This is a genomic window from Herbaspirillum sp. (assembly GCF_017744395.1).
Lineage (GTDB): Bacteria > Pseudomonadota > Gammaproteobacteria > Burkholderiales > Burkholderiaceae_D > Herbaspirillum.
Genome location: NZ_JAGIBI010000007.1, coordinates 170,534 through 191,159 on the forward strand (window position 1 = coordinate 170,534; position 20,626 = coordinate 191,159).

The following is a 20,626-nucleotide window of genomic DNA, read 5'->3' on the forward strand; positions in this document are numbered from 1 at the left end:
ATGCCGCGCGGCGTCCATAAAAAATCCGGCGCCGCGCGGAAGACGCGGGCGCCGGATGGGTGTCGGCTTGGCCGGATCAGGCCTTGCTGCGGATGAACTCGGCGATCTTGGGACAGACCACCTCGCGCCAGCGGCGGCCCGAGAAAATCCCGTAGTGGCCGGCCTTGGGCACGGTGAAGTGCTGCTTGCGGGCCTTGGGGATGCCGCTGCACAGTTCGTGCGCCACTTCGGTCTGGCCGGAGCCGGAGATGTCATCCAGCTCGCCTTCGATGGTAAACAGCGCCACCGACTTGATGTCCTGCGGGCGTACCGGCTTGCCTTCGACCTTCCAGGTGCCGCGCGCCAGGTCGAAGTCCTGGAACACGATCTTGATGGTTTCGAGGTAGAACTCGGCCGGCATGTCCAGCACGGCGTTGTACTCGTCGTAGAAGCGGCGGTGCTCCTCGGCCGAGGCGTCGTCGCCGTCGCGCAGGTGCATGTAGAAGTCCCAGTGGCTCTGCGCATGGCGGCGCGGGTTCATCGCCACGAAGCCGGCGTGCTGCAGGAAGCCCGGATAGACCTTGCGGCCGAAGCCGGGGTAGTTGGCCGGCACGCTGTAGATGACGGTATTTTCAAACCACGAATGGGGCTTCTCGGTGGCCAGGTCGTTGACCGCGGTGGGCGATTTGCGGGCATCGATCGGGCCGCCCATCATGGTCATGGTCTTGGGCAGCTTGGGATCGTTGGCGCTGGCCATGAGCGAAATGGCCGCCAGCACCGGCACGGTCGGCTGGCACACGGAGATCACGTGCAAGTCAGGGCCCAGCAGGCGGATGAAGTCCTGCACGTAATAGACGTAGTCGTGCAGGTGGAAATCGCCCTGTTCGACCGGCACCATGCGGGCGTCGGTCCAGTCGGTGATGTAGACGTCGTGCTCCTGCAGCAATGTGCGCACGGTTTCGCGCAGCAGGGTGGCGTGGTGGCCCGACAGCGGCGCCACCAGCAGCACGGTCGGCTGCCTGAGCGCGGCGGCCTGGCGCGCGCCCAGGTCCTTCCTGAAATGGATCAGGCGGCAGAAGGGCTTGGTCTCGACGACTTCCTCGACGATGCCGGTCGGCTTGCCGTCGACGTTGACTTCACGGATGTTGAACTGCGGCTTTTCGTATTCCTTGGACAAGCGGTACAGCAGCTCGTAGCCGGCGGCGATACGTTGGGAGAAGGGAGTATGGGCGAGCGGGGAAACCGGATCGGAAAACAGTTTGGCCGAGGTTTCCGCCCATTGCATCATCGGGTTCAGAAACGCGCGGTTGAGTTCATGCAATTGATAAAGCATAGCTGACCTTTATACAAGCGCTGGCTGGCGGCGTCCGGCAGGGAAACGGGGCTCGTGGCCCGGTTGGCCGCGGTTCGGCGCGGAAGCTAGCATGTGCAACAAACGTTTGACGATGGTTATTCGATGACGGAGCGCACCGATTACATATTGTTGTCAACTTGACCGTGTTGCGACGCAGTAGGATAGCACGCTTCTCCAGGGACTTTTATGCTGGTAAGACCAAATGCAGAAAAACCGGCTGAAAGTGTAGCGTGCGGCAATACAGGCGCGGCGCGGAAATGAAAAAAGCCCCTGCATGGCAGGGGCTTTGCGCGAATTTATTTCCTAATGGAAATTTCTGCTCAGTCGAACACCGGCGTTTCCACGCCCAGGATCTTGTGCAGCTTGGGCGAGGTGGTGGTGTACTGCATGTGGATCTTCTTTTCCGGGAAGATGTAGGGCGCCGCGCCGAAAGCCGCCAGCGCCGCTTCGTGGAAGCCCGACAGGATCAGCTTCTTCTTGCCCGGATAGGTGTTGATGTCGCCCACGGCGAAGATGCCCGGCACGTTGGTCTCGAACTTCTCGGTATCGACCACCTTCAGTTGCTTGCGCTCGATGTCCAGGCCCCACTCGGCGATCGGGCCCAGCTTGGGCGACAGGCCGAAGAACACCAGCAGCATGTCCAGCGGCAGGCGGCGGGTGACGCCGTCGGCGCCGGTGACCTTGACCTCGGCCAGCTTGCCGTCCTTGATCTCGGTGCCGGTGACCTGGCCGACCAGGAACTGCATTTCGTACTGTTCGCACAGGTCCTTCATCTTGGCGACCGAGGCCGGCGCCGCGCGGAATTCCTCGCGACGGTGCAGCAGGATCACCGATTCGGCCTTGCCCACGAAGTTCAGCGCCCAGTCCAGCGCGGAGTCGCCGCCGCCGCAGATGACGATGTTCTTGCCTTCGAACTTGGCGGGATCCTTGACGCGGTAGAACACCTGCGAGCCTTCGAACTGCTCGATGCCTTCGACCTTCAGCGTGCGCGGCTGGAACGAGCCGACGCCGGCGGCGATGAAGATGGTCTTGGTGATGAAGCGGGTGCCGGTGGAGGTTTCGACGTCGAAACGGCCGTCTTCGCGCTTGTTCACCAGGGTCACTTCCTGGCCCAGGTGGAAGGTCGGCTCGAACGGCTCGATCTGCTTGAGCAGGTTGTCGGTCAGTTCCTGGCCGGTGCAGACAGGCACGGCCGGGATGTCGTAGATCGGCTTGTCCGGGTACAGCTCAACGCACTGGCCGCCGACGACCGGCAGCGAATCGATCACATGCGCCTTGATTTCCAGCAAGCCGAGTTCGAACACCTGAAAGAGGCCGACCGGGCCGGCGCCGATGATGACGGCATCGGTTTCGATGAGGCCCTGGGCCGCTGCGGCCTTGACGTTGTTTTCCATGATTTCTTGAGATTCCTGTTTCAATTACCGGAGGCAAAACGCAAGCGGTTGCGCATCTGGCGGGGCGACGCAAGGCCGGGCTGGATGCGCAACCGCAATGCTGGAGCTGTTACGGCTCGTGGAGGCGCCGGCCCGGGGCCGCAAGCGCCGCGACGGTCAGCGCTGCAGGTATTGCAGCTTGTCGGTCTTGTCCTTCCATTCCTCGGCGTCGGGCAACGGAGCCTTGGTCTTGGTGATGGAAGGCCAGTTGCGGGAGAGGTCGGCGTTGAGCTTGATGTAATGCTGCTGGTCGGCCGGCACGTCCTCTTCCGCGTAAATCGCGTTGACCGGGCATTCGGCCACGCACACCGCGCAGTCGATGCACTCGTCCGGATCGATCGCGAGGAAATTGGGGCCTTCGCGGAAGCAATCCACCGGGCAAACGTCCACGCAATCCGTGTAGCGGCAATGAACGCAGGAATCGGTGACAACGTGGGTCATAACTGTCCTATCTGTAAATATTCTTAAAACCGATGGCTAACTGCGCCGCAATTGATGGCAATATGGCACGGTTAAAATCATCTGCGGCAGGCTGGCGCTGTTCTGTTTCGGGGTGCTTTCCTCGCTGTTTCCCGCGGCCGGAAATCCCTTGCGCACCCTGCTGCAAAGCCTTGTATTTTAAGGTAATTCGATTTTTCCCACAAACGAGGCTTATACAGATTACGTATAAGTAAATAATGATCCAGCGATAGGGAAAGCCGCCGCCAATGCCTGTCGCGCGCCGCTGCAAGGCCGTTCCGGCCGGGCTGTCCAGGCGAGCGGGCAGGGCGGGGCAGTACGCCGCTGGACTGCCAGATTCAAGAAAAGGATGTCCCGGCGTGGATGCTGAACAGCCCAAACAAGCATATCGTTTCCGATTTCCCCCCCTGCTGGCCGGCCTGGCCGCGGCCGTCGCCTGGAGCCTGGCCCCGGCTGCAGGCGCCGCCGACGCCATCCGCATCGGCGAAATCAACAGCCACCACAGCCTGTCGACGGCCGGCCAGGGCTACCGCAACGGCCTGGCGCTGGCGCTGGAAGAAATCAATGCCGGCGGCGGCGTGCAAGGCCGGCCGCTGGAACTGGTGGCGCGCGAGGACGACGGCGATGCCGGGCAGGCCGCCCGCAATGCCCGCGCACTGGTGCGTGACGAGCGCGTCGCGGTGCTGACCGGCACCATGCTGTCCGATGTGGCGCTGGCGGTGTCGCGCGAAGCCGCGCGCAGCAAGACCGTGTTCGTGGTCGGCGACGCCTTGTCGGACGCCATTACGCTGGACAAGGGCAACCGCTATACCTTCCGGGTACGGCCTTCGACCTACATGCAGGCCGCCATGCTGGCAGAGCAGGCCGCGCGCATGCCGGGCCGCCGCTGGGCGGTGGTGGCGCCCAACTATGAATACGGCCAGAGCGCCGTGGCCAGTTTCAAGCTGCTGCTCAAGCAGGCGCGCCCGGACGTCGAGTTCGTCAGCGACCAGTGGCCGGCGCTGGGCAAGATCAAGGCCGACGAGGTGGTGCGCGTGATGCGCCAGGCGCGCCCGGACGCCATCTTCAACGCCACCTTCGGCGACGACCTGCAGAAGTTCGTCCAGGCCGGCAACCGCCAGCAGCTGTTCGCCGGGATACGGGTGGTCTCGATGGCCTCGGCCGGCGCCCAGAGCCTGGACCCGGCGCAGAGCGAAGCCATCCGCGACTGGACTGCGATCGGCTATCCCTGGGAACAGATCGCCACGCCGGAGCACCAGCGTTTCCTGGAGGCTTACCTGAAGAAGTTCGGCCAGCATCCGCAGTTGTCGTCGGTGTTCGGCTATACCACCATGATGGCGATCGCCGCCGGGCTGAAGAAGTCGGGCGGCGCCGGCGGCGAAGCGCTGGTCACGGCTTTGCGCGGCATGCCGCTGGAGTCGCCGCTGGGGCCGATCGCGTTCCGCGCGCTCGACCAGCAGGCCTCGATGGGCGCCTTCGTCGGCCAGGTTTCGCAGAAGGACGGCCGCAGCAGCATGAGCAACTGGCGCTATCTGGACGGCGCGGCCTACTTGCCCGGCGACGTCTATGTGCGCAGCCGCCGCCCGGCTTCGGCGATGAAATAAATAGGGGTTGAGGCTAAAAAAACTCATGCGGGATGCGGGGAATCTGTTTTTTCGATCCGGGTTAAGATAGCGGCCACGGCGCAGCAAGGCTTCCACCGGGAGCCTGGCCGCACATCAATACCTCAGCATGCGGCCGTGGCCGCATCGGAATCATGATCATCACATCCTTACTCGATACCGACCTGTACAAATTCACGATGATGCAGGTGGTGCTGCATCATTTTCCCGGCGCCCAGGTCGAATATCGTTTCAAGTGCCGCAACGAGGGGGTCGACCTGACTCCCTACGTGGACGAGATCCGCGCCGAGATCGCCGCCATGTGCCGGCTGCGCTTCAAGGAAGAGGAACTGAACTACCTGCGCAGCCTGCGCTTCATCAAGAGCGACTTCGTCGACTTCCTCGACCTGTTTCACCTCAACGAGAAATACATCACGGTGCAGCCGGCCGCCTCCGGCAACGGCGAGATCGAGATCAGCGTCAAGGGGCCGTGGCTGCACACCATCATGTTCGAAGTGCCGGTGCTGGCCATCGTCAACGAAGTCTATTTCCGCAGCACCCAGCGCTCGCCCGACCTTGCCGAAGGCCGCGAACGGCTGCGCAAGAAGATTTCGCTGATCACCGGCGACAGCCAGCTGGCCGGCTGCAACATCGCCGACTACGGCACGCGCCGCCGCTTCTCGCGCAGCTGGCATGCCGAGGTCATCGCCGAGATGAAGCAGACCATGGGTTCGCACTTCGCCGGCACCTCCAACGTCATGTTCGCCATGCAGCACGACCTGACGCCGCTGGGCACGATGGCGCACGAATACCTGCAGGCCTGCCAGGCGCTGGGACCGCGCCTGCGCGATTCGCAGACCTTCGCCTTCGAGATCTGGGCGCGCGAATACCGCGGCGACCTCGGCATCACGCTCTCCGACGTGTATGGCATGGACGCCTTCCTGCGCGACTACGACATGTATTTCTGCAAGCTCTTTGACGGCGCCCGCCATGACTCGGGCGACCCGTTCGAATGGGGCGAGCGCCTGATCCAGCACTACCGCGACAACCGCGTCGACCCGTCGTCCAAGGTGCTGGTGTTCTCCGACAGCCTGGATTTCGACAAGGTGAGCGCGCTCTACCTGCGCTTCAAGGATCGCGCGCGCGTGGCCTTCGGCGTTGGCACCAACCTTACCAACGACCTCGGCTACACGCCGCTGCAGGTGGTCATGAAGATGGTCCGCTGCAACGGCCAGCCGGTGGCCAAGCTGTCGGACACGCCTTCCAAGAACATGTGCGACGACCTGGCGTATGTGAATTACCTGCGGCAGGTGTTCGAGATAAAAGGGTGAGTGTGGCGACTGTCTTGGCTGCCCAGACAGTAACGCTTTCTGTCGTCTGGGCCGTGCCGTTCGCCGGCATGCTGCTGTCGATCGCCGTGTTGCCGTTGCTGGCGCCGGCGTTGTGGCACCACCATTTCGGCAAGATCGCGGCGGGCTGGGGTCTGGCTTTCCTGCTGCCGTTCGCCGCCGCGCAAGGCGCGCAGGCGGCATTGGCGGTGATGGTGCATGCCTTGCTGGCCGAATACCTTCCCTTCATCATCCTGCTGACGGCCTTGTTTACCGTGGCCGGCGGCATCTGCGTGCGCGGCAACCTGCGCGGCACGCCCGCGCTCAATACCGGGCTGCTGGCGCTGGGAACGGCGCTGGCCAGCGTGATGGGGACCACCGGCGCCGCGATGCTGCTGATCCGCCCGCTGATTCGCGCCAACGATGACCGCAAGCATGTGGCGCATGTGGTGGTGTTCTTCATCTTCCTGGTGGCCAATGCCGGCGGTTCGCTGACGCCGCTGGGCGATCCGCCGCTGTTCCTGGGCTTTCTGATGGGCGTCGACTTCTTCTGGACCGCGCGCCATCTCCTGGCGCCGATGCTGTTCCTGTGCGCGGCGCTGCTGGCGGTCTTTTACCTGATCGACCGCCACTATTACCTGAACCGGGAAGAGCGCAGGCCGGCCGGCGCCGACCCGACGCCGGATTCCCGGCTCAGTTTCGAAGGCAAGTCAAACTTCGCGCTGCTGGCGGCGGTCGTGGCGCTGGTGCTCATGAGCGGGATCTGGAAGCCGGGCGTGGCCTTCGAAGTGTTGGGCACGCCGCTGGAATGGCAGAACTTGATGCGCGATGGCGCGCTGGTCGCGGTCATCCTGCTGTCGCTGGCGCTGACACCGGCTACAGCGCGCGCCGGCAATGAATTCACCTGGGGGCCGATGCAGGAGGTGGCCAAGCTGTTCGCCGCCATCTTCCTGACCATCGTCCCGGTCATCGCCATGCTGCGCGCCGGCGAGCAGGGCGCCTTCGCGGCGGTGGTGCGCGCCGTGACCGGGCCGGACGGCCGGCCGGACGACGCCATGTATTTCTGGATGACGGGCTTGCTGTCCTCGTTCCTCGACAATGCGCCGACCTACCTGGTGTTCTTCAACACCGCCTCGGGTGACGCGCGTGAACTGATGGGGCCGCTGGCTTCGACCTTGGCGGCGATTTCCGCCGGGGCCGTCTTCATGGGCGCCAATAGTTACATCGGCAATGCGCCCAACATGATGGTCAAGGCCATCGCCGAGGAGCGCGGCATCCGCATGCCGTCCTTCTTCGGCTACATGGCATGGTCCTGCGGCATCCTGGTGCCGCTGTTCGTCGCCATGACCTTCCTTTTTTTCTAGTGCAAAATCCACCCCTGAGCGAATCATAAAGAGACAGCCATGAAACCAAAGATATTCGTATCCCGCGCCATCTTTCCCGAGGTGCTGGCGCGCCTGGAGCAGCATTTCGATGTCGAGTCGAACCAGGAAGACCGCATCTATTCGGCCGAGGAACTGCTGGCCAAGGCCAGGGGCAAGGATGGCTTGTTCGCCACGCCCAGCGAGCCGATCACGGCCTCGCTGTTCGCCGCCAATCCGCAACTGAAGGCGGTGTGCAACATGGCGGTCGGCTACAACAACATCGACATCGCCGCCGCCACCGCGGCCGGCGTGATGGCGACCAACACGCCCGACGTGCTCAACGAAACCACCGCCGACTTCGGCTGGGCACTGATGATGGCCACCGCGCGCCGCATCACCGAGTCGGAGCATTTCCTGCGCGCCGGCAAGTGGAAGAAGTGGAGCTACGACAGCTTCGTCGGCCCCGACGTGCACGGTTCCACGCTGGGTATCATCGGCATGGGCCGCATCGGCCAGGCCATCGCGCGCCGCTCGCTGGGCTTCGACATGCAGGTGCTGTACCACAACCGCTCGCGCCTGCAGCCGGAACAGGAAGCGCGCGCCAACAATGCGCAATACGTGGGCAAGGAAGAGTTGTTGCGACGTGCCGACCACGTGGTGCTGGTGCTGCCGTATTCGAAGGAGACCCACCACACCATCGGCGCGGCCGAACTGGCGCTGATGAAGCCGACCGCGACGCTGACCAACATCGCCCGCGGCGGCATCGTCGACGATGCCGCGCTGATCGAAGCGCTGCGCGCCGGGCGCATCGCCGCCGCCGGGGTCGACGTGTTCGAGAACGAGCCGGCCTTCAAGCCGGAGTTCCTGTCGCTGACGAATGTGGTGCTCACGCCCCACATCGCCAGCGCTTCGACGCCGACCCGCCTGGCCATGGCCAACTGCGCGGCGGACAACCTGATCGCGGCCTTGTCGGGACAGACGCCCCCCAATCTGCTCAATCCCGGTGTAGCCAAAGCCTAAACCGGGCCGGCATGAAAAACGGGCGCGCTTGCATGGCAGGCGCGCCCGTTTTGTTTGCTTTGCCGCTTTCCGCCCAAAGGGCGGGAGGCGATCAACCCTTCAAGTCGTTGAACAGGTCGATGTACTGCTGTTGCGCATCGGCTTGCGCGATGCCCTTGTTCGCGGCCCAGGCGTCGTACTTGGCGCGCGCCACGAAGTCGGTCATGCCGGGACGTTCGCCGCTGACGTCGCCGCTGCTGCCTTGCTTGTACAGGCCGTACATCTTCAGCAGCGTCATGTTGTCGGGACGTTCGGGCAGGCTCTTGGACTGCTCGACGGCGGCTTCGAATTGCTCTTGCAGGGTGCTCATCGTGGTCTTCTCCGGGCCGCTCAGACGGCCAGCAGTTCGACTTCGAAGATCAGCGTGGCGTTGGGGGGAATCACGCCGCCCGCGCCGCGCGCGCCGTAGCCCAGGCCGGCCGGGATGATCAGCTTGCGCACGCCGCCGACCTTCATGCCTTGCACGCCTTCGTCCCAGCCCTTGATCACATGGCCGGCGCCCAGCGGGAATTCGAACGGGTCGTTGCGATCCTTGCTGGAGTCGAATTTGCTGCCGGCGCTGCCGTCGGCGTTTTGCAGCCAGCCGGTGTAGTGCACGGTGACGTGGCTGCCGGCCTTGGCTTCAGCGCCCGAGCCGACGTTGATTTCTTCATATTGCAGCCCGGAAGCTGTGGTGATTGCAGACATCTTGTTCCTTTCAGGAGGGTGGGGATTGCGGTTGCCTCAGCCTGGGTTGGCAGCTTTTTCGGCGCCTGGCGGCCCCGGTGGCGGGCAGAGACCGGAACGGCAGGCAGTGTAAACCAAAATGCCGGAATTTTTGCAGAATGCGTCAGCCCGCTGTCAGCCGGATCGCATGGGTGCGCGTTAAGGTGGCTGGATGTGCCTTGCGCACGATAAAATCAGTCTTTTTTGTGTAAAGTCAGTCATGTTGCGTCGATCCAGTCAACTTGTTACCGCTTTTTTCCGCGCAGCATGCGTTTCAGCCGTCCTGGCGGCTTCCGCCCAGGCGAATGTGGTGGTGGTGCTCAATTCCGGCGATGCCTCGGTATCGTTGCTGGACCAGTCCAGCCACAAGGAAATTTCCACTTTCTCGGTCGGCAAGGAGCCGCACCACCTGATGGCCACGCCGGACAACAAGTCCCTGATCGTCGCCAGCGCCACCGGCAACCAGTTGCTGTTCCTCGATCCCAAGACCGGTGAAGTCCAGCGCCGCCTGCGCAATATCGTCGACCCCTACCAGATCGGTTTCTCGCCCAACCAGAAATGGTTCGTCGCCACCGGCCTGCGCCTGGACCGCGTCGACGTCTACAGCTATGACGGCGCCGACCTCAAGCTGTCCAAGCGTATCCCGCTGGCCAAGACGCCCAGCCATATCGCCTTCGACAGCGACAGCACCACCGCCTTCATCACCCAGCAGGGCAGCGACCAGGTCAGCGCCATCGACCTGGCCAGCCAGCAGGTGAAGTGGACGCTCCCGGTCGGCAAGCTGCCGGCCGGCATCATGATGACGCCCGACAACAAGTACCTGCTGGTGGGCATCATGGGCAGCGACTACGTGCAGGTGATCGACTGGCGCACCCAGAAGCTGGTCAAGCAGATCAAGACCGGCGCCGGCGCCCACAATTTCCGCGCCCAGGGCGACAAGCGCTTTGTCTATGTCTCCAACCGCGTCTCCAACACCATCAACGTGGTCGACATGCACACGCTGGAAAACGTCGGCACCATCAAGGTGCCGGGCGGCCCGGACTGTATGGAAGTGACCGACGACGGCAAGACCATGTGGGTCACGCTGCGCTGGATCAAGAAGGTGGCGGTGATCGACCTGGCCAGCCGTTCGGTGACCAAGGTGATCCCGGTCGGTCGCTCGCCGCATGGCATCTACCTGTATAACCGCGCTCCCGATGTCTGACAAGCGCTTGCAGCAGGCATTGCCTGCACAGCCATTCCAAGGCCTGGTCCTGTGCGCCCTCCTGGCGGCCGGCCAGGCCTTTGCGCAGGCGCCTGTGCCGGCTCCGGCCGCCTGCAAAGGCACCATTTACCTGACCTTCGACACCGGCAGCCAGTCGCAGGCCGAGCTGATCGAGCAAACCTTGCAGCGCCACCATATCAAGGCCAGCTTTTTCCTGGCCAACGAGAAAACCGTCCACGGCGACTATTCCCTGGATCCAGGCTGGCAGCCGCTGTGGAAGCGCCTGGCGGCGCAGGGCCATGCCTTCGGCACGCATACCTTCGACCATGTCTACGCGCTGCGCGACTTGCCGGACGGCAAAATCGAGGTGAAACCGCAATTCGGCGCCCAGGCCGGCCAGAAGCTGCAGTGGACGCCGGCCCAGTATTGCGGGGAAATGCGGCGCGTGGACAAGCGCTTCGAAGAATTGACCGGCCGCAAGCTCGATCCATTGTGGCGGGCGCCGGGCGGCAAGCTCACGCCCAACCTGCTCAAGGCCGGGCAGGCCTGCGGCTATGCGCACGTGGCGTGGGCGCCGGCAGGTTTCTCGGGGGACGAGCTGCCCAGCGACAAGTTTCCCAACGAGATGCTGCTGAAAAAGGCCTTGGGCAGCCTGAAGGATGGCGATATCTTCCTGGCCCACATGGGCATCTGGTCGCGCCGGGATGCCTGGGCGCCGGCCGTGCTGGAGCCGCTGATTACAGGGCTGGAGCAGAAGGGGTTCTGCTTCGCCACGCTGCGCGAGCATCCGGCCTACCGGCATTTGTTCGCGGGGACGGGGAACGCGCAAGCGCGTCCCTGATCGAAGCGGGGTACTGTTGAGCCTGTGGAGCGGGCAGCGGCAGGCGCCATGGCGCTCCATGGAACATACGCATAAGACTGATTCATGATCCAGACCATTTCCGACCTCTTTGCCGCAGTCCAGGGCTGGCTGTTCGAAACCATCGTGCAGCCGCTGGTGTTTTTCATCGGCATGGGGGAATTCGTCGAAGAAGCCTTCACCGGCACCGAGTGGGTGCTGGTCGGCATCTGCGAGCTGGTGATCCTGTTCCTGATCCTGCGTCCGCTGGAGTCGGTGATCCCGGTGCACAGGATCACCGACCCTTACGCGCGCTGGAACGATTTCATCTACACCGTGCTGCAGCGCCTGGGCGTGATCCCCATCCTCGCCTTCCTGCTGCTCGACCCGGCGCTGTCGTACGCGGCCGAGCTGCTGCACCTGGAAGGCTGGGGCACCTTCAACCTCGACCAGATCTGGCCGGGCGTGACCGACCGCGCGCTGGCCAGCTTCCTGCTGTACCTGGTGGTGCTGGACCTGTGCGAATACGCCTACCACTGGGCCCAGCACAATGTGCGCTGGATGTGGGCGCTGCACAGCCTGCACCACAGCCAGCAGAACATGAACCTGTGGAGCGACGACCGCAACCACGTGCTGGACGACCTGGTGCACGACGTCTTCCTCGGCCTGGTGGCGTTGCTGATCGGGGTCGAGCCGTCGCAATACATCCTGCTGGTGTCGCTGTCGCGCATGCTGCAAAGCCTGCAGCATGCCAACGTGCGCATCCATTTCGGCCGCATCGGCGACCGCCTGCTGGTGTCGCCGCGCTTCCACCGACTGCACCACGCCATCGGCATCGGCCATGAAAGCCATGGCCGCAATACCCTGGGCGGGCACAACTTCGCGGTGCTGTTCCCGGTCTGGGACATGCTGTTTCGCACCGCGCATTTCGGCCAGGGCTTCGCCCAGACCGGCGTGCGCGACCAGCTGCCGCCGCCGGCCGGCAAGGGGCGCGACTACGGACGCGGCTTCTGGATGCAGCAATGGCTGGGCCTGAAGCGCCTGGTCGAATTCTCGCGCAGGAAGGCGCGCTGATGCGGCTCCTGCTGTCCTCCTTCGGGCGCGCGCTGCTGTCGCAGCTGCATATCCGCATGCTGCTGCTGACGGTGCTGCCGTTCGTGTTTTCGCTCGCCATCTGGACGGTCGGGCTGTGGCTGGGGCTGCAGCCGATGATCGACTGGCTGCAGGACTACTTCGTCACCAACAGCATGTTCGGCGCTGCCGGCACCGTCCTGAACTGGTTCGGCATGGGCGCCCTGAAGACCGTGATCGTGCCCATGCTGGCGATGTGGGCGCTGTTGCCGCTGATGATTTTGACGGCCCTGGTATTCGTCGGCCTGTTCACCATTCCCGCCATCGCCAGCCATATCGGCACGCGCCATTACCCGCTGCTGGAGCGGCGCCGCGGCGGCAACTGGTGGGGCAGCCTGTGGACGTCGCTGTGGTGCTTCGCGGTGTTCGTGGTGGGCTGGCTGGTGACGCTGCCGGTGTCGCTGATCCCGCCGCTGACCTTCGTCGTCCATCCGCTGCTGTGGGGCTGGCTGACCTATCGCGTGATGGCCTACGATACCCTGGCCGACTTCGCCAGCGCCGACGAGCGCCGCGCGGTGCTGCGCCTGCATCGCTGGCCGCTGCTGGCGATCGGCACCATCGCGGGCGCCATGGGCGCGGCGCCCACGCTGCTATGGCTGGGCGGGGCGTTGTCGGTGATCTTTTTCCCGATACTGGCGGCCGGCGCGATCTGGCTGTATGTGCTGGTGTTCGTGTTCACCGGCCTGTGGTTCCAGTATTACAGCCTGGAGGCATTGCTGCGCTACCGCAGCGGCCAGCCGCCGGATGGCCCGGAGCCGGGCGGCGATCCTATCCAGCCGGCGGCGGACATCATCGACGCCGGGCCGCGCTGAACGGCGCATGCGGAATCGGGCATAATTCCCGGAGTTTGATCAACCTTACCGGCAGGGCAGACGCATGGCATTCGGACTCATCATCATCGGCGACGAAATCCTTTCCGGCCGCCGCATCGACAAGCATTTCCCCAAGGTGCTCGAGCTGTTGTCCGAGCGCGGCATGCAGCTGGGCTGGGCGGAATACGTGGGCGACGAGCCCGAGCGCATCACCGCCACCTTGAAGCGCACCCTGGCCGGCAGCGACATCGTGTTTTGCACCGGCGGCATCGGCGCCACGCCGGACGACCATACGCGCCAATGCGCGGCGGCGGCGCTGGGTGTGCCATTGGCCTTGCATCCGCAGGCCAGGGAGAAGATCCAGGAACGCATCGCCGACGTCGCGCGCGAAGCCGGCGTCGAACCCGACTACAACGCGCCGGAGAACCTGCACCGCCTGAAGATGGGCGAGTTCCCGCAGGGCGCTGCCATCATCCCCAATCCGTACAACAAGATCCCAGGTTTCTCGGTGCGCAACACCAGCGGTGAAGGCGCGCATTATTTTGCACCCGGTTTCCCGGTGATGGCCTGGCCGATGTTCGAGTGGGTGCTGGAGAGCCATTACGCCGACTTGTTCCACAGGCGCGCCTGGGCCGAAAAGTCGATGCTGGTGTTCGAGGCGGCCGAATCGACGCTCACGCCCCTGATGGAGCTGATCGAGGCGCAATTCCCGCTGGTGAAGGTATTCAGCCTGCCGCACGTGGGCGATGAGAAGACCCGCCGCCACATCGACCTAGGCGTCAAGGGCGACCCGCAGCAGGTCGAACCCGCATTCGAGAAGATGCAGGAAGGCTTGCGCCAGTTGAAGGCGGAATTCCAGGTGAACAACTAAGCGACCAAGAATCCCGGTTGCCCATAAAAAAATGCCCCAGCGTCGCCGAGGCATTTAACGGTATCGTAGGAGGAATCGGATACCGAGGAGACAATCTGTTCGCGCCGGCCCGGCGGCTGTTCGCCGCAAGGGCCATTCACTAATACGGAATCACCTGGTTTGCCGCTTCGCCATCCCCTGGCTACGGCATGCAGTTTTTCCCGCAGGCAACCGCGAGAATCATCAACTGCCTGAAACTCATCATAGACAAAAATCTCTTGTCTGGCTCGCGTTTTTGAAGCACCGGCGGAACGCTGTTGCGCGTGCCCGTCGGTGCCGTCTTGCAAGCAATTTATTTCTTGGCGCTCTTGGTCGCCTTGGTGGTGGCCTGCGACAGCTGGTCGACGGCATTGGTGACGTTGGCTTCGATCACTTCCGCAGCCTGCTTGGCGCTCTTGGTGAACTGCTCATAGCCGGCATTGAGGTTGCCGATGGTCGACTTCAGCAGGGAAATGGCTTGCTCGGAACCTGCCGGCGCATTCTTGGCGGCTTCGTCGATCAGCGAGAAGACCTTGCGGTTGGCTTCGGCGATCTGGGCTTCGGCAGCCTTGGCCAGTTCGGCCTGGGTGCTGGAGAAGATGCTGCTCAGGTGGCGGCCGTAGGCGACCGATTTTTCGACGGTCGGCTGCGCCTGGGCGGAGGACAGCGAGAAGAACTCTTGCACATCCTTGGCCGCGAACAGCTTTTGCGCGGTGGCCTGGCTTTCTTCGAGCGAGGATTTTGCGGCTTTCAGGTTCAGATCCACCAATTTCTCGACGCCTTCAAAGGTCTTGCTGGCCAGCTGGCTCAACAGGGCGATCTGCGCTTCGGCGTTGGCTTTGGCTGCGGCGGAAAATTGTTCGGTGTAGGTGGTCATGTTGGTACATCCTTTGGCTTGAGGGGGTTGATGAAAAGGATTGTGACTACAGGGATTGCTTACGGACCGATCTGAACTGGCTGGAAATGATCTCCGATGTAATTCTTATTGAAATATGATGCGTTGCACAAAATGATTCTAGTTTAAAAAAACATAAAGTCAATGATTTTCATCTCATGGGAAATATAATTTTCTGAATATGGCAATTCGCGTTTCTTCAGTGGTTTTACCAGTGAGAAGACTGCCAGATAGATAAGGTGGTGCGGGCCGGGAACCTGGACGGCCGGGTTTGGTTTTGCTTGTCTGGCAAGCATTTGCTCATCCGCAAGTGCTAACATCCTGCATCGCGTCATTGGCGCGGGCGGGACGCTGCTTCCATGCGCCCGATCCCCTGAACTGTTTCCTGGAAATCCGGTTTGAAAGCCTACTACAGCGACCATTTCGTATTGCCGTTGCCGCCCGGCCACCGGTTTCCGATGATCAAGTACCGCATGATCCGCGAAGGCGCGGAGCGGTCGCTGCCGGAGCTGGAGTTTCATGAGGCCATGCCGGCTTCCGACGGCGAGCTGGCGCTGGCTCACCATCCCGAATACGTCATGCGCGTGAGCCGCGGCGAACTCAGTCCCGCCGAGCAGCGCGAGATCGGTTTTCCCTGGACGCCGGAGATGGTCGAACGCTCGCGCCGTTCGTCCGGCGCCACCATCGCCGCTTGCCGCGCCGCCTTCGCTGAAGGCATCGCGGTCAACCTGGCCGGCGGCACCCACCATGCCTATGCCAACCGCGGCGCCGGGTTTTGCGTGTTCAACGACTCGGCTGTCGCCGCGCGGCTGATGCAGGCCGAACAGCGCGCCTCGCGGGTGGCCATCGTCGACCTCGATGTGCACCAGGGCAACGGCACGGCCTCGATCCTGGCGCGCGACGATTCGATCTTCACGCTCTCCCTGCACGGGGAAAACAACTATCCTTTCGAGAAGGAACGCAGCGACCTCGATGTGGCCTTGCCGGACGGCGCGGGCGATGCGGATTACCTGGCCGCGCTGGCGCCGGCGCTGGACAGGCTGCAGTCGGAGTTCGCGCCGCAGTTGCTGATCTACCTGGCCGGCGCCGATCCCCACGAGGGCGACCGGCTGGGCAAGATGAAATTGAGCATGCAAGGGCTGGCGGCGCGCGACCAGGCGGTGTTTTCCTTTGCCCGCCAGCACAAAATCCCGGTTGCGGTTACGATGGCGGGCGGCTACGGCAGGGAGATAGAACAGACCGTGGCCGTCCACCTGCAAACAATAAAGCTCGCCAACCTCCACGCCCGAGGCTGGAACGACGGATGAGATGACCGAAGCCGCGCATGCGCGCGGCCGATCCTGGAAAAAGAAATGATGCACTCCGCCGCCGGCAGCAGCCGGCAAAAGCAGGCTCTGCTGAGCCTGGTTCCCCTGGTGTTCGTGTTGATCTGGAGCACCGGCTTCATCGTCGCCAAGTTCGGCTTGCCGTACGCGCCGCCGCTGACCTTCCTGTTGCTGCGCTTTGTCGGCGTGCTGCTGGTGCTGCTGCCGCTGGTGCTGCTGTTTGGCGCGCCCTGGCCGCACGGCCGCATCCGCCATGTGGCGGTGGCCGGCGTGCTGCTGCAGGCCGGTTACCTGGCGGGTGTGTGGTGCGCGATCAAGATCGGCATGCCGGCCGGATTGTCGGCGCTGATCGTCGGGCTGCAGCCCATCCTCACCGCGTTCGCCGCGCCGCTGCTGGGCGAGTCGGTGCGCAAGCGGCAATGGCTGGGACTGCTGCTGGGGCTGTGCGGCGTCGGGCTGGTGGTGGCCAACAAGATTTCGCTGATCGGGCTTTCAACGGCCAGCATCGCGCTGTGCGTGTTCGCGCTGTTTTGCATCACGGCGGGCACCTTGTACCAGAAGCGCTATTGCGCCCATTTCGACCTGCGTACCGGCACCGTGATCCAGTTCCTGGCGTCGGCGGTGGTGGTGCTGCCGTTCGCGGTGGCCTTTGAGGGATTGGATTGGCATCTCAGCCAGGTATCGTGGACGCCGCAATTCATCGGCGCCTTGCTGTGGTCGGTGCTGGCCTTGTCGATCGGCGCCATCTTCCTGCTGTTCGCGCTGATCCGCCGCAGCGCCGCCACCAGCGTCACCAGCCTGCTGTACCTGACGCCGCCGACCACGGCCGTGATGGCCTGGCTGATGTTCGGCGAAGCCTTCAGCCTGATCGGCGCGCTGGGCATGCTGGTCGGCGTCATCGGCGTGGCCTTCGTGGTGCGCAAATAGGCTAGGCTGCTTCGATGCCGGCGCTGTCCGGCATCAGCGTCACCAGCTTCAGGTCCGGCCGGTTGGCCACGCGGAAGTTGACCTGGCGGTAGCTCAGGTCGCCCATCTGCGGATGGTGGAAACGGCGTTCCCCGCCTTCGCGTTCCACCACATCCTGCAGGCGCCAGGCGCGCTTGAACAGCGCGTTGCGCGCCGACAGTTCCTCCACCATCGATACCACTTGCGGGTCGTCCAACCAGGGCGCGCAATCGGCCCGGAATTCGGCCACCACGCGGCGGGCGCGCTGTTCCCAGTCGCCGGTTAGTTGGCGCGCTTCTTCCGTGCAGAACATGAAGTGCAGCAGGTTGCGGTTGCCCGCGCGGGTATCGAGCCAGCCGGCGAACAGCTTGCGCGCCGCCGGATTCCAGGCGAGCGCGTTCCAGTAGCGGTCCATCAGGTAGGCGGGGGCGCGGAAATGGCGCACCGTTTCCAATATCTCGGGCGCGATCGCCGATTCGCCGCCGTGCTCCGGCAATACCGGATCCTTTTTTCCCGCCAGTTCGAACAGGTAGGCGCGCTTGGCGCGCGGCAGGTGCAATGCTTCGGCGATGCGCGCCAGCGCCTGCGGCGACACCGAGTCGGTGCGGCCCTGCTCGATCCAGGTGTACCAGGTCACGCTGATGCCGCACAACTGCGCCACTTCTTCGCGCCGCAGGCCGGGCGTGCGGCGGCGTCCCAGCGAAAGCTGCGGCAGGCCGGCCTGCGCGGGCGGCGTCTGTTCGCGCTGGGTCTTGATGAATTCGCCGAGGGCGCGGCGTCTGGCCTGGTCGTTATCCATGCGGGTCCGTGATCGAGAGGAGGCTATTGCATTGGATAATAGTATAAATGACCAACTTGTAACAGGATAAAAAAAGTCTAGACTGGGCTGCCTCATCCCACCACAGCAACAGGAGCCAAGCCCATGCGCAGCCATCAGCAAGTCGTGACAGAACAATTCGGATCCACCGCCGCTTCCTATCTCACCAGCGCGGTCCATGCGCAGGGCGCGGACTTGCAGGAACTGGCGCGGATCGCCTCGTCCATTCCTGACGCGCGCGTGCTGGACCTGGGCTGCGGCGGCGGCCACGCCAGTTTCGCGGTGGCGCCGGTGGTGCAGAAAGTAATCGCCTACGACTTGTCGGTACAGATGCTGGACGTGGTCGCATCGGCCGCCAAAGAGCGCGGCCTGGACAATCTCGCCGTGCGCCAGGGCAGCGCCGACAAGCTCGATTTCCCCGATGCCAGCTTCGACCTGGTATGCACCCGCTTCAGCGTGCATCACTGGCGCAACGTGCCGCAGGCATTGCGCGAGGTGCTGCGCGTGCTCAAGCCGGGCGGGCGCTTCATCGCCATCGACACGGCGGCGCCGGCCGACGTGCTGGCCGATACCTATGTGCAGGCCATCGAACTGCTGCGCGACACTTCGCACGTGCGCAACATCAGCCTCAATTCGTGGCGCAAGCTGCTCGGGCAGGCGGGCTTTTCGATCGCCTCGGACAAGACCTGGAAGCTGCGCCTGGAATTCGACAGCTGGGTGGCGCGCATGCGTACCCCGGCCGCCAATGTCGCCGCCATCAAGGCGCTGTGGGACAGCGCGCCGCAAGAGGTGAAAGGCTACTTCGCGCTGGATGGAACGTATTCGTTCTCGATCGATGTCGCCATGCTGGATGCGCGCAAGCCCTGATGGTTGGCGAAGCCCATCCTTGCCGTGGCAAAGGATGGGCTTTTCCGGATCCCCCCGTTTTCCTCGATTGCACCGTCAACGGCAGGGCCTCTTCCGCCGTTATTCCCGCCATCCGGGCCGATGGTCCCGGACGGGGTGTGTGGAATCGGCCTGGATAGCCTGCGCAATACCGATACTGATGAGTTTTGCGATAGCGATAACAGTGCCGGGCAGGGTTTTACACTGGTATCATGTCTCAGTTTTTGCGCCGACGTTGGCAGATCTGCGCCCAGCGGATTCAAAGAATCGCCATCAACATAAGAAAAATATGGGCTACCGTGGGGATCGGGGCCTGGCGATAAGTAGAAAGTCGTTTAATTAATTGCGCTAACTACTTAATTCTCTTGCGGAATTTCTGCTTTTTGCTACACTGCCAACGTTTCTCTTATGTATTATCCGGGTTAATTTGGGGGGAGAGCCACCTATGTTCAAATCAGCGCTGGCCATTTTTACAACGCTATTATTCATACACGCTGGTTTGGCGCCCGCCAATGCCCAGACAACCGCTGCCACCAAAAAAACCGCCGTCAAGAAGGCTGCTGCCAAAAAAGCGGTCGCCAAACGTCCGGTAACCGTCGCCAAGGGTTCGCTGAACAACCGCGAGAAACTGGTGCGCAAGGTCACCATGGTCAAGGGCCGCCGCCACGTGAGCTACCAGCGCGTCTCGGCCGCGCCATCGGTCGCCGCGGTGCCGCCGGTGATGACCGCGGGCGACATGGCCGGCCTGAACCTGACGCAGGACCCGTTGGCGCTGCGTTCCAACGTGGCGCTGGTGATCGACCAGGCCAGCTCGCAAGTCCTGTTTGAAAAGAATTCCAACGTGGCGCTGCCGATCGCATCGGTCACCAAGCTGATGACCGCACTGGTCGTGGCTGAAGCGCACATGAACATGGAAGAGATCCTCACCGTCACCGAAGACGATGTCGACCGCGAAAAGCACAGCAGCTCGCGCTTGCGCGTAGGCGCGCAACTGAGCCGCGACGACATGCTGCACATCGCGCTGATGAGTTCCGAAAACCGCGCCGCTTCCGCCCTGGGCCGCAACTATCCGGGCGGCCTGCCGGCCTTCGTGGCGGCGATGAACGCCAAGGCCCGCTCGCTGGGCATGATGGATACCCGCTACGTCGACTCGACCGGCTTGTCCAGCCAGAACGTCGCCAGCGCGCGCGATCTGGCCAAGCTGGTGGTGGCGGCTTACCAGTATCCGATCATCCGCCAGTATTCGACCGACCCGAAATACATGGTCGAACCGAGCGGCCACGCGCTGCAGTACAACAGCTCCAACCGCCTGACCTCCAGCAAGGACTGGGACATCGGCCTGCAAAAGACCGGCTTCATCAACGAAGCGGGCCATTGCCTGGTGATGCTGACCCGCATCGAAGGCCGTCCCATCGTGATGGTGTTCCTGGATTCCAAGGGCCGCCTGTCGCACGTAGGCGATGCCGCCCGCATGCGCAAGTGGCTGGTGGAAGACTCGCCGAAGAACCTGACCCGCGTGAAGATGGTGCGCGCCGACCAGGGCTGACGACGACGTCGCCTGGCGGCCAAGAAAAAAGCGAACCGATGGTTCGCTTTTTTTACG

21 protein-coding genes are annotated in these 20,626 nt (G+C 63.4%); 13 read left to right on the forward strand and 8 right to left on the reverse strand.

Translation table 11 applies throughout. The features are described from left to right. Positions 1–76 precede the first annotated feature (76 nt). The 4 genes from phaZ to J7548_RS17805 all read right to left on the reverse strand — a co-directional run bounded on the left by phaZ (position 77) and on the right by J7548_RS17805 (position 3,496). Positions 77–1,312: a polyhydroxyalkanoate depolymerase gene (gene phaZ, locus J7548_RS17790; protein ID WP_290977131.1), complete on the reverse strand. Its 1,236-nt coding sequence runs from the start codon at positions 1,310–1,312 to the stop codon at positions 77–79. A 341-nt stretch (positions 1,313–1,653) separates the two neighbouring features. After that, positions 1,654–2,727: an NAD(P)/FAD-dependent oxidoreductase gene (locus tag J7548_RS17795; RefSeq protein ID WP_290977134.1), complete on the reverse strand. Its 1,074-nt coding sequence runs from the start codon at positions 2,725–2,727 to the stop codon at positions 1,654–1,656. 156 nt (positions 2,728–2,883) lie between these two features. Then, on the reverse strand, positions 2,884–3,207 hold the full coding sequence (gene fdxA, locus J7548_RS17800; protein WP_290977137.1) for a ferredoxin FdxA: 324 nt from the start codon (positions 3,205–3,207) through the stop codon (positions 2,884–2,886). Positions 3,208–3,214: 7 nt separating this feature from the next. Then, the gene (locus J7548_RS17805; RefSeq protein ID WP_290977139.1) at positions 3,215–3,496 is read right to left on the reverse strand and encodes a hypothetical protein; all 282 of its coding nucleotides are present in this window, start codon (positions 3,494–3,496) and stop codon (positions 3,215–3,217) included. A gap of 88 nt (positions 3,497–3,584) precedes the next feature. On the opposite strand from J7548_RS17805, the gene J7548_RS17810 reads away from it, so the two are divergent. The 4 genes from J7548_RS17810 to J7548_RS17825 all read left to right on the forward strand — a co-directional run bounded on the left by J7548_RS17810 (position 3,585) and on the right by J7548_RS17825 (position 8,538). Then, on the forward strand, positions 3,585–4,829 hold the full coding sequence (locus J7548_RS17810; RefSeq protein ID WP_290977142.1) for an ABC transporter substrate-binding protein: 1,245 nt from the start codon (positions 3,585–3,587) through the stop codon (positions 4,827–4,829). Between the two features lie 152 nt (positions 4,830–4,981). After that, positions 4,982–6,157 (forward strand): nicotinate phosphoribosyltransferase, encoded by a 1,176-nt coding sequence (gene pncB / locus J7548_RS17815; RefSeq protein ID WP_290977145.1) that lies wholly within the window; start codon positions 4,982–4,984, stop codon positions 6,155–6,157. A gap of 14 nt (positions 6,158–6,171) precedes the next feature. Further along, positions 6,172–7,518, forward strand: coding sequence for a sodium:proton antiporter (locus tag J7548_RS17820; protein WP_290977148.1), 1,347 nt, complete (start codon positions 6,172–6,174; stop codon positions 7,516–7,518). A 39-nt stretch (positions 7,519–7,557) separates the two neighbouring features. Further along, a complete protein-coding gene (locus J7548_RS17825) occupies positions 7,558–8,538 on the forward strand; it encodes a D-glycerate dehydrogenase (protein WP_290977150.1) in 981 nt (326 codons plus the stop codon). Positions 8,539–8,629: 91 nt separating this feature from the next. On the opposite strand, the gene J7548_RS17830 is transcribed toward J7548_RS17825, so the two are convergent. Next, positions 8,630–8,887 carry an acyl-CoA-binding protein gene (locus J7548_RS17830; protein ID WP_290977153.1) on the reverse strand — a complete coding sequence of 86 codons (258 nt, stop codon included), beginning with the start codon at positions 8,885–8,887 and terminating at the stop codon, positions 8,630–8,632. 20 nt (positions 8,888–8,907) lie between these two features. Continuing rightward, a complete protein-coding gene (locus J7548_RS17835) occupies positions 8,908–9,264 on the reverse strand; it encodes an FKBP-type peptidyl-prolyl cis-trans isomerase (protein WP_290977156.1) in 357 nt (118 codons plus the stop codon). Positions 9,265–9,502: 238 nt separating this feature from the next. Between J7548_RS17835 and J7548_RS17840 the strand changes: the two genes are divergently transcribed. The 5 genes from J7548_RS17840 to J7548_RS17860 all read left to right on the forward strand — a co-directional run bounded on the left by J7548_RS17840 (position 9,503) and on the right by J7548_RS17860 (position 14,138). After that, positions 9,503–10,486: a cytochrome D1 domain-containing protein gene (locus tag J7548_RS17840; RefSeq protein WP_290977158.1), complete on the forward strand. Its 984-nt coding sequence runs from the start codon at positions 9,503–9,505 to the stop codon at positions 10,484–10,486. Further along, positions 10,479–11,327 carry a polysaccharide deacetylase family protein gene (locus J7548_RS17845; RefSeq protein WP_290977160.1) on the forward strand — a complete coding sequence of 283 codons (849 nt, stop codon included), beginning with the start codon at positions 10,479–10,481 and terminating at the stop codon, positions 11,325–11,327. The genes J7548_RS17840 and J7548_RS17845 overlap by 8 nt, the downstream gene beginning before the upstream one ends. Before the next feature lie 84 nt (positions 11,328–11,411). Next, the gene (locus tag J7548_RS17850) at positions 11,412–12,398 is read left to right on the forward strand and encodes a sterol desaturase family protein (RefSeq protein ID WP_290977162.1); all 987 of its coding nucleotides are present in this window, start codon (positions 11,412–11,414) and stop codon (positions 12,396–12,398) included. Beyond that, positions 12,398–13,267: an EI24 domain-containing protein gene (locus J7548_RS17855; RefSeq protein ID WP_290977163.1), complete on the forward strand. Its 870-nt coding sequence runs from the start codon at positions 12,398–12,400 to the stop codon at positions 13,265–13,267. The genes J7548_RS17850 and J7548_RS17855 overlap by 1 nt, the downstream gene beginning before the upstream one ends. A 64-nt stretch (positions 13,268–13,331) precedes the next feature. After that, on the forward strand, positions 13,332–14,138 hold the full coding sequence (locus tag J7548_RS17860) for a molybdopterin-binding protein (RefSeq protein WP_290977164.1): 807 nt from the start codon (positions 13,332–13,334) through the stop codon (positions 14,136–14,138). Positions 14,139–14,469: 331 nt separating this feature from the next. Here J7548_RS17860 and phaP read toward each other — a convergent pair whose 3' ends face one another. Continuing rightward, positions 14,470–15,033, reverse strand: coding sequence for a TIGR01841 family phasin (phaP, locus tag J7548_RS17865; protein ID WP_290977166.1), 564 nt, complete (start codon positions 15,031–15,033; stop codon positions 14,470–14,472). A gap of 476 nt (positions 15,034–15,509) precedes the next feature. Here phaP and J7548_RS17870 point away from each other — a divergent pair, with 476 nt between their 5' ends. Both J7548_RS17870 and J7548_RS17875 read left to right on the forward strand, forming a co-directional pair. Then, the gene (locus J7548_RS17870; RefSeq protein WP_290977376.1) at positions 15,510–16,358 is read left to right on the forward strand and encodes a histone deacetylase; all 849 of its coding nucleotides are present in this window, start codon (positions 15,510–15,512) and stop codon (positions 16,356–16,358) included. 45 nt (positions 16,359–16,403) lie between these two features. Further along, positions 16,404–17,303 (forward strand): DMT family transporter, encoded by a 900-nt coding sequence (locus J7548_RS17875; protein WP_290977168.1) that lies wholly within the window; start codon positions 16,404–16,406, stop codon positions 17,301–17,303. 1 nt (position 17,304) lies between these two features. On the opposite strand, the gene J7548_RS17880 is transcribed toward J7548_RS17875, so the two are convergent. Next, a complete protein-coding gene (locus J7548_RS17880) occupies positions 17,305–18,120 on the reverse strand; it encodes a helix-turn-helix transcriptional regulator (RefSeq protein WP_290977170.1) in 816 nt (271 codons plus the stop codon). A 123-nt stretch (positions 18,121–18,243) separates the two neighbouring features. Between J7548_RS17880 and J7548_RS17885 the strand changes: the two genes are divergently transcribed. Beyond that, positions 18,244–19,005, forward strand: a complete 762-nt coding sequence (locus tag J7548_RS17885; protein ID WP_290977173.1) for a class I SAM-dependent methyltransferase — start codon at positions 18,244–18,246, stop codon at positions 19,003–19,005. A 463-nt stretch (positions 19,006–19,468) separates the two neighbouring features. Then, complete coding sequence (gene pbpG, locus J7548_RS17890; RefSeq protein ID WP_290977176.1) at positions 19,469–20,569, forward strand: D-alanyl-D-alanine endopeptidase; 1,101 nt, start codon at positions 19,469–19,471, stop codon at positions 20,567–20,569. Positions 20,570–20,626: the final 57 nt, after the last annotated feature.

Coding starts and splice junctions, on each gene's coding strand:
- J7548_RS17885 (WP_290977173.1), top strand. CDS start 18,244: ATGCGCAGCCATCAGCAAGTCGTGACAGAACAATTCGGATCCACCGCC.
- pncB (WP_290977145.1), top strand. CDS start 4,982: ATGATCATCACATCCTTACTCGATACCGACCTGTACAAATTCACGATG.
- J7548_RS17835 (WP_290977156.1), bottom strand. CDS start 9,264: ATGTCTGCAATCACCACAGCTTCCGGGCTGCAATATGAAGAAATCAAC.
- phaP (WP_290977166.1), bottom strand. CDS start 15,033: ATGACCACCTACACCGAACAATTTTCCGCCGCAGCCAAAGCCAACGCC.
- J7548_RS17880 (WP_290977170.1), bottom strand. CDS start 18,120: ATGGATAACGACCAGGCCAGACGCCGCGCCCTCGGCGAATTCATCAAG.
- J7548_RS17830 (WP_290977153.1), bottom strand. CDS start 8,887: ATGAGCACCCTGCAAGAGCAATTCGAAGCCGCCGTCGAGCAGTCCAAG.
- pbpG (WP_290977176.1), top strand. CDS start 19,469: ATGTTCAAATCAGCGCTGGCCATTTTTACAACGCTATTATTCATACAC.
- J7548_RS17860 (WP_290977164.1), top strand. CDS start 13,332: ATGGCATTCGGACTCATCATCATCGGCGACGAAATCCTTTCCGGCCGC.
- phaZ (WP_290977131.1), bottom strand. CDS start 1,312: ATGCTTTATCAATTGCATGAACTCAACCGCGCGTTTCTGAACCCGATG.
- J7548_RS17840 (WP_290977158.1), top strand. CDS start 9,503: ATGTTGCGTCGATCCAGTCAACTTGTTACCGCTTTTTTCCGCGCAGCA.
- J7548_RS17825 (WP_290977150.1), top strand. CDS start 7,558: ATGAAACCAAAGATATTCGTATCCCGCGCCATCTTTCCCGAGGTGCTG.
- J7548_RS17795 (WP_290977134.1), bottom strand. CDS start 2,727: ATGGAAAACAACGTCAAGGCCGCAGCGGCCCAGGGCCTCATCGAAACC.
- J7548_RS17875 (WP_290977168.1), top strand. CDS start 16,404: ATGATGCACTCCGCCGCCGGCAGCAGCCGGCAAAAGCAGGCTCTGCTG.
- J7548_RS17870 (WP_290977376.1), top strand. CDS start 15,510: ATGATCAAGTACCGCATGATCCGCGAAGGCGCGGAGCGGTCGCTGCCG.
- fdxA (WP_290977137.1), bottom strand. CDS start 3,207: ATGACCCACGTTGTCACCGATTCCTGCGTTCATTGCCGCTACACGGAT.
- J7548_RS17845 (WP_290977160.1), top strand. CDS start 10,479: ATGTCTGACAAGCGCTTGCAGCAGGCATTGCCTGCACAGCCATTCCAA.
- J7548_RS17850 (WP_290977162.1), top strand. CDS start 11,412: ATGATCCAGACCATTTCCGACCTCTTTGCCGCAGTCCAGGGCTGGCTG.
- J7548_RS17855 (WP_290977163.1), top strand. CDS start 12,398: ATGCGGCTCCTGCTGTCCTCCTTCGGGCGCGCGCTGCTGTCGCAGCTG.